Source organism: Pantoea sp. R102, from assembly GCF_004916815.1.
Taxonomy (GTDB): Bacteria; Pseudomonadota; Gammaproteobacteria; order Enterobacterales; family Enterobacteriaceae; genus Pantoea; species Pantoea dispersa.
Window position 1 is genome coordinate 1 of the sequence record NZ_SDFT01000059.1, and the last position, 6,225, is coordinate 6,225.

A 6,225-nucleotide genomic window follows, 5' to 3' on the forward strand; every position below is an offset into this window, starting at 1 on the left:
GGCGCAGCAGCTGCGCCACCATATAAATCACCGACGGGCCATACACCAGCGACTCTGCCGCGATCTCGCTGGCAAAGCGGCTGCGCATCCAGTGCTGCAGGGCGGAAAGGAAATCCTCGTGCTGCCAGCGGCTGTAGCCCAGCACGCCGTGATTGAGCCGCTGCTGCAGCGCGTCAATGATGCAGGGAGCGGTGGCGAAATCCATGTCCGAGATGGTGAAGGGCAGCAGATCTGGCACGCCAAAGCGGTCGGCGACAAAGTCCCACTGCGTGCACCAGCTGCCGTGGCGATCCACTACCCGATCAAAATTAAACGCCTGCATGTTTACACCGTCGCGCTCATCAGATGGGCCATTTCATCTTTGACCGACTGCACCTGCGGGCCAATGACTACCTGCAGATTGGTCTGATTGAGGTGCACCACGCCGATGGCGCCGTTGGCTTTCAGCGCGGCATCGTCGACCTTGCTCATGTCGGCCACCGACAGGCGCAGGCGCGTCAGGCAGTTATCCAGCGAGGTGATGTTGTCAACGCCACCCAGCGCCGCGAGAATCGCTGGCGTGTTGTAGCCGGATTTGCCGACACCGGCGCGGCTGACCTGCTGCTCAACGCGGCTGGTTTCTGCTTCGCGGCCTGGTGTTTTGATGTTGAAGCGGGTGATGGCGAAACGGAAGATGGCGTAGTAACCCACAAACCATACGGCGGCAATCACCGGCACCCAGTACCATTTGGTAGAAAGGCCGTGCAGCACGCCAAACACGAAGAAGTCGATCACGTTACCGTCGGTATTACCGATGGTCACGCCAAGCATTGCCATCACGGTGAAGCCGAGACCGGTCAGCAGTGCGTGGATCAGATACAGTACCGGTGCGACAAACAGGAACAGGAATTCGATCGGTTCGGTGGTGCCGCCGACTACGCAGGCAACCACGCCCGAAATCAGCAGGCCTTTAATTTTGTGACGGTTTTCCGGGCGCGCGCAGTGGTAAATCGCCAGCGCTGCCCCCGGCAGGCCGCCAAGGAATGCCGGCATTTTACCCTGCGACAGGAAGCGGGTAGCGCTTTCCGCGAAGCCGTGAGTTTCCGGACACGCCAGCTGCGCCTGGAAGATGGTCAGCGCGCCGCTGACGCTGTGACCACACACCTCCATGGTGCCACCGGCATCGGTAAAGCGAATAATCGCTACCAGAATATGCTGCAGGCCAAACGGCAGCAGCAGACGTTCTCCGGTGCCGAAGATCATCGGGCCGAATTCGCCCGCGCTGTTGATCATCCAGCCAAGACCGGTGATCGCGCGCGCAAAGAATGGCCAGATTAGCGGTACCACCAGCCCCAGCAGGCCCATCACCACGGTGGTGATAATCGGCACAAAGCGCGTGCCGCCGAAGAATGCCAGCGCATCCGGCAGGCGAATATTGTGAAAACGCTCGTGCAGCCAGAACACCACAATGCCGACAATCACCGCGCCGAGAATACCGGTGTCGATGGACTGAATGCCGAGAATGTTCTGCACGTTATTGGCTTTCAGCACTGCCGCATCGGTAGTCGGCAGAATCCCGTTGATGTTCAGCCAGAAGTTAACGCTGAGATTGAGCACCGCAAAGCCGACGAAGCCGGCAAACGCCGCTACGCCTTTGTTTTCCCGCGCCATGCCCAGCGGGATGGCGATGGCAAACATCACCGGCAAATAGCTAAAGGCAAAGGAGCCGATTTTCGCCATCCAGATAAACAGGTATTGCAGGAATGGCTGGTCGAACAGTGGAATCAGCGTCAGCACATCATGGCTGCTGAGTGAACTGCCGATCCCTAGCATGATGCCGCAAAACGACAGCAGCGCCACGGGTAGCATGAAGGTTTTCCCCAGGCTCTGGAAAAATTCCCAGAGCGACATTTTGGGTTGGCTGTGAGGCATAGTCTCTCCTGGCTAAAAAGTAACAAGCGGGTAAAGTGGTGGGGGATGATAAAACGTTTTATCACGGCTTTTTGTGGTGATAATCACAAAGCGTGACGAGCATCAGGCTTTATTTTTATGCTAATCAGTGTAACGTTTTACCTCTTTAAATTTTCCGGCAACGAATAGCTTCACACTATGTCTCAGCAGAAAATCACCATCCATGATGTCGCGCAGGCCGCTGGCGTATCGGTCAGCACGGTATCGCTGGTGCTGTCCGGCAAAGGGCGGATTTCACCTGCCACCGCCGCGCGGGTGAATCAGGCGATTGAGCAACTCGGCTATGTGCGTAACCGCTCGGCCTCCATGCTGCGCGGCGGTGAGAGCGGGGTGATTGGCCTGATCGTGCGCGATCTCAGCCAGCCCTTTTATGCGGCAATGACGGCGGGACTGAGCGAGGTGCTGGAGCAGCAGGGCAAAGTGCTGGTGCTGACGCAGAGTGGTCAGCATGGCCAGCATCTGCAGCGCTGTTTTGATTCGCTGGCGGCGCAGGGCGCCGATGGCATTGTGCTGGGCGGCGCGGTGGCGCAGGCGGAATCGCTGCGGCTGCAGGCGCAGGAGCAAAATATTGCGCTGATCTGCGCCGCGCGCGCCAGCAGTCTGGAAAAAGTCGATTCGCTGCGTCCGGATAACAGCCAGGCGGCGCGGATGGCCACCGAGTATCTGATCAAACAGGGACATCAGCGCATTGCCTGGGTCGGCGGTCTGGGGTCCTCACTGACGCGCGCCGAACGTATCGGCGGCTATTGCGCCACGCTGCTGCAGTACGGTTTGCCGTTTCGCCCGGACTGGATTATTGAATGTGACGATCGCCAGCAGAGTGTCTCCGCGCTGACGCAGGCGCTGCTGCATCAGCATCCGCGTATTACCGCTATCCTGGCGCATAATGCCAGCACCACGCTCGGCTGCTATTTCGGCGCGCTGCGCAGCGGCCGCACCCTCGGGGAAGATGCCGTGGACAGTTACTACACCCAGCAGCTGGCGCTGGTCGGCTTCAACGACGATCCGCAGCCTGAGCTGAACGATCCGGCATTGACGTTTGTCAGCAGTGAAGCGCGCATCGTCGGGCGGCGCGCGGCAGAACGCATATTACAGCGCCTGGCGCAGCCACAGGCCGATGTGCAGACGTTAATCGTGCCGCCGCAGCTGGTGCAGGGCCGCTAAGCCTGTCGCCCGCCCGGCGTCAGGTCATTATTCGCCACGTTTCTGTTACCGCTGCTTACCGATTGTCAGTCGGCCTGTGATCATCGTTCTGCTTATGCATTGCGGGCCAGCAGAAAATAAAGATTAAGCTTTAGCATCAAATATTGACACGAAACTGTCATAATATGGCCAGCGTTAAATGAAAATCAACGCGTTAGCCATTTTTCTGAATTCCGCGAATTTTGTATTGATTAATATTCTTTACCGGCCGCGCCTGTATTTTATTCAGGCTGGCTGATGTTATTGCCTGTCACAAAATGTGTATTTTCTTATTGTTTAGCGCGGGTTTACTTGCTCGCTGGATTTGTGACTGGCGAGGAATATACTGCCAGCTATGCTGATTTTACCTGTGCCGGGGCACGTATGAAAATAATCGTAAATGGGAAAGGTTATCCGGAAAAGAGAAATATCATCGTCAACGATTCACACTATTATCTCAATCTGAAATATAAAAATATCTGGTTTTATCGTAACGCCGTCAGGCAGAAAATCCGCAAAGCCAATAAGTTGTTTATTTTCGCGCCGCTACCGTTCTCGGTGCCGGACGATGCACAAATCATCCATCTTTTTAATGAAGTGGCCTGCACAAAAAAACGCTGGATGGCGACATTTGAAACCGAAATTCCGCGCGTGCTGCCGGTGCCGGGCATGGCCAAACTGCATAATCCACAATTGCAGAAACAACTCAAACTGATCGCGGCACCGCAGTGTACGGCGCTGCTGGCCATTTCCGATGCAACGAAAAAGATTCAAATCAAGCTGTTACAGGCGTTTCCGCAGCAGGCTGCAGCCATTTTGCCCAAACTACACACCCTGCATCCGCCGCAGGCAATTATCTGTGATCGGGTCAGGCCGGTGAATCAGGCGAAGCTGACGTTCAGCTTTGTCGGCAATGAGTTTTATCGTAAAGGTGGGGCGGAAGTGGTGCTGGCGTTTAGCGAGCTGCTGGCAGAAGGCATCATTCACCCCGACAGCGTGCAGGTGAATTTAACGGGCAACCTGAAGCATCGCTATAATATCGCGCACGGCGCGCAGCAGGATGACGCGCAATTTCATCAGCGGATTGAAGACCTGATTAATCAGCAGGCAATCTTCAGGCATGAAACATTTTTGCAAAATGATCGGCTGATGAAAATGCTCGAACAGACCGATGTGGGATTATTACCGACCTGGCAGGATACCTACGGCTTTTCAGTGCTGGAAATGCAGGCGTGCGGCTGTCCGGTCATTACCACTAATGTGCGCGCACTGCCGGAAATAAACCCGGCTTCGGCCGGCTGGCTTATTGATTGTCCGCTGAATGATATGTTTGAAATCACCATCGCTTCAGCGCAGGAGAAACTGGCGATCAGGGCCAGGATTATTGCGCAGCTCAAACAGATCATCACACAGATAATGGCGCAGCGCGAGGCGATCAGCACCCGCTCGGCGCGGGCGCTGCAAAGAATTAAAGACCAGCACGATCCGGCGCGCTTTCGCGCCCGTCTCGACGCCTTTTATCAGCAGACAGCACAGGTGAGTCGTGCCCCGGGCGTCAGCGCTAAAGAGATTTGACGCATTAATCACGCCGGGTGGAGGAAGCGGATCCCCGGTTATCGCCGGTGGCGCTGACGCAACGGCCAGCGCGCACGGCATTAGCGGGCTCTGGCCGTCAGACTAAAATAGGGATGTTTTCCTGCCAGCAGCAGCAAAAACTCATATTCTCCCTGACTGAGCGGCGACGGTTTTGCTGCGGACTCCTTCATCTGCCAGACCCGCAGGCTAAGGTCGAAGCGTTCAGCCGCGTGCAGTTGGGTCATGCCCGTGGCGATGCGTAAGTCACGCACATCAGTCTGAACCGGAACGATGTGCTGCAATGATTGATGGCTCATAAGTTCTTCTCTTTCTGTGGCCTGTCCCTGGCGGTATGGTTATCGGCTGCGAACTATGCCGGGTCAGAGACGGCAAGCTTTTCTGTCGCGAAGCTGTCAATGGCTGAAACGGGGCGCTGACCGGCCAGCAGCGCGCTGTGCTGCGGCCTGTCAGAAAAGTTAAAATGACTGATCACCGCAGCCAGCGTTCCGGTACGGCCATTCAGGCTGCCGGCCGAGGCGGCGATCTCTTTCACCAGGGCGGCATTCTGCTGGGTAACGCGATCCAGATCGGTCACGGCCAGCGTAACCTGGGCAATGCCTTTGCTCTGTTCGTCTGACGCCAGCGCAATCTGGCCAATCAGCGACGTAACGGCGGAAACGCTCTGCGTGGCGCTGTCCATGATGGCACCGGCGCGCTGCGCGGTCTGCGCTCCCTCGCCAACGCGCGTCACGGTGCCATTAATCAGCCCTTCGATCTCCTTCGCGGCGCTGGCGCTGCGTTGTGCCAGCGTGCGCACTTCAGCTGCCACCACGGCAAAGCCGCGTCCCTGCTCACCGGCGCGGGCGGCTTCAACAGCCGCGTTCAGTGCCAGAATATTGGTCTGAAACGCGATGCTGTTAACCGTGGCGGTGAACTGGCGGATTTTATCGGCCTCGGCGGCAATGTCTGCCATCATCGCTGACACGCTTTTCACCAGCGCTTCGCCGTCGCGCGTGGTGCGCGCCGCATCCTCAGCCAGCTCGCGCGCTTCGCCCGCGCTGTGGGCATTTTTCTCTACGGTGGCGCTAAGCTGCTCCATGCTGGCGGAAGTCTGCTCGAGCGCAGCCGCCTGGCGGGTGGTGCGGTCGGACAGATCGGCGTTGCCGCTGGCGATATCCGCAGACTCCTTGCGCAGCACGTCGGTGTTGTCATGCACGGCGCGCACCGTGGTCAGCAGGCTCTGCTGCATCAGCCTGACCAGCGGAATCAGCTGACCCACACAGTTGCGGCCAAAATCCTGCGGTTCCCGCGTAAGATCGCCAGCGGCGATGCCGCGGAAATGTTCCCGCAGCGCCCCCAGCGGCCGTACCAGATGCGTGACCAGAAAACGGTCACAGAACAGCAGCAGCGCGAGCATCAGCAGTGCAGCAATGCCAAAGGCCATTTGCAGACGCTGGCGATCGGACTGGTCGGCATGGTTATTCGCTGCGATGTCGCGCTGCAGCAACTGCAGGCGCT

5 protein-coding genes and 1 pseudogene are annotated in these 6,225 nt (G+C 57.6%); 2 read left to right on the forward strand and 4 right to left on the reverse strand.

What is annotated here, in order from left to right:
- Both ERD80_RS08305 and malX read right to left on the reverse strand, forming a co-directional pair.
- Positions 1-322, reverse strand: a pseudogene (locus ERD80_RS08305) (transcriptional regulator); the annotation flags it as partial.
- 2 nt (positions 323-324) lie between these two features.
- Positions 325-1,911: a maltose/glucose-specific PTS transporter subunit IIBC gene (gene malX / locus ERD80_RS08310; RefSeq protein WP_136546498.1), complete on the reverse strand. Its 1,587-nt coding sequence runs from the start codon at positions 1,909-1,911 to the stop codon at positions 325-327.
- A 177-nt stretch (positions 1,912-2,088) separates the two neighbouring features.
- On the opposite strand from malX, the gene malI reads away from it, so the two are divergent.
- The gene (gene malI, locus ERD80_RS08315; protein ID WP_031279152.1) at positions 2,089-3,114 is read left to right on the forward strand and encodes a Mal regulon transcriptional regulator MalI; all 1,026 of its coding nucleotides are present in this window, start codon (positions 2,089-2,091) and stop codon (positions 3,112-3,114) included.
- A 402-nt stretch (positions 3,115-3,516) separates the two neighbouring features.
- Entirely contained in the window at positions 3,517-4,707 is a 1,191-nt protein-coding gene (locus ERD80_RS08320; protein WP_136546500.1) for a glycosyltransferase, read from the forward strand.
- Positions 4,708-4,787: 80 nt separating this feature from the next.
- Here ERD80_RS08320 and ERD80_RS08330 read toward each other — a convergent pair whose 3' ends face one another.
- Complete coding sequence (locus ERD80_RS08330; protein ID WP_021506169.1) at positions 4,788-5,024, reverse strand: hypothetical protein; 237 nt, start codon at positions 5,022-5,024, stop codon at positions 4,788-4,790.
- A gap of 53 nt (positions 5,025-5,077) precedes the next feature.
- Positions 5,078-6,225 (reverse strand): methyl-accepting chemotaxis protein (locus tag ERD80_RS22455; RefSeq protein WP_248295843.1); only part of this gene is annotated, 1,148 nt, incomplete at its 5' end.

Excerpts from the sequence above, each read along its gene's own strand:
- malI (WP_031279152.1), top strand. The coding sequence starts at position 2,089 with ATGTCTCAGCAGAAAATCACCATCCATGATGTCGCGCAGGCCGCTGGC.
- malX (WP_136546498.1), bottom strand. The coding sequence starts at position 1,911 with ATGCCTCACAGCCAACCCAAAATGTCGCTCTGGGAATTTTTCCAGAGC.
- ERD80_RS08320 (WP_136546500.1), top strand. The coding sequence starts at position 3,517 with ATGAAAATAATCGTAAATGGGAAAGGTTATCCGGAAAAGAGAAATATC.
- ERD80_RS08330 (WP_021506169.1), bottom strand. The coding sequence starts at position 5,024 with ATGAGCCATCAATCATTGCAGCACATCGTTCCGGTTCAGACTGATGTG.